At 51.8% G+C, this 257-nt stretch carries 1 rRNA gene; it reads right to left on the bottom strand.

From position 1 onward, the window contains the following. Nucleotides 1-257, bottom strand: a 23S ribosomal RNA gene (locus CHI14_RS29640); the annotation flags it as partial.

Genomic DNA, 257 nt, shown 5'->3' with positions numbered 1-257 from the left:
CTCCACATCCTTTCCCACTTAACACGCACTTGGGGACCTTAGCTGATGGTCTGGGCTGTTTCCCTTTTGACAATGGATCTTAGCACTCACTGTCTGACTCCCGGAAGTAAGTCTATGGCATTCGGAGTTTGACTGAGCTTGGTAACCCTTGCGGGCCCCGCACCCAATCAGTGCTCTACCTCCACGACTCTGTTTTCCGAGGCTAGCCCTAAAGCTATTTCGGGGTGAACCACCTATCTCCGAGTTCGATTGGAATT

This window comes from Paenibacillus sp. 7516, assembly GCF_002272715.1.
GTDB classification, from domain to species: domain Bacteria; phylum Bacillota; class Bacilli; order Paenibacillales; family Paenibacillaceae; genus Paenibacillus; species Paenibacillus illinoisensis_A.
Note: the sequence above shows the minus strand (reverse complement) of the source record. Positions and strands in the feature narration are given on the sequence as shown.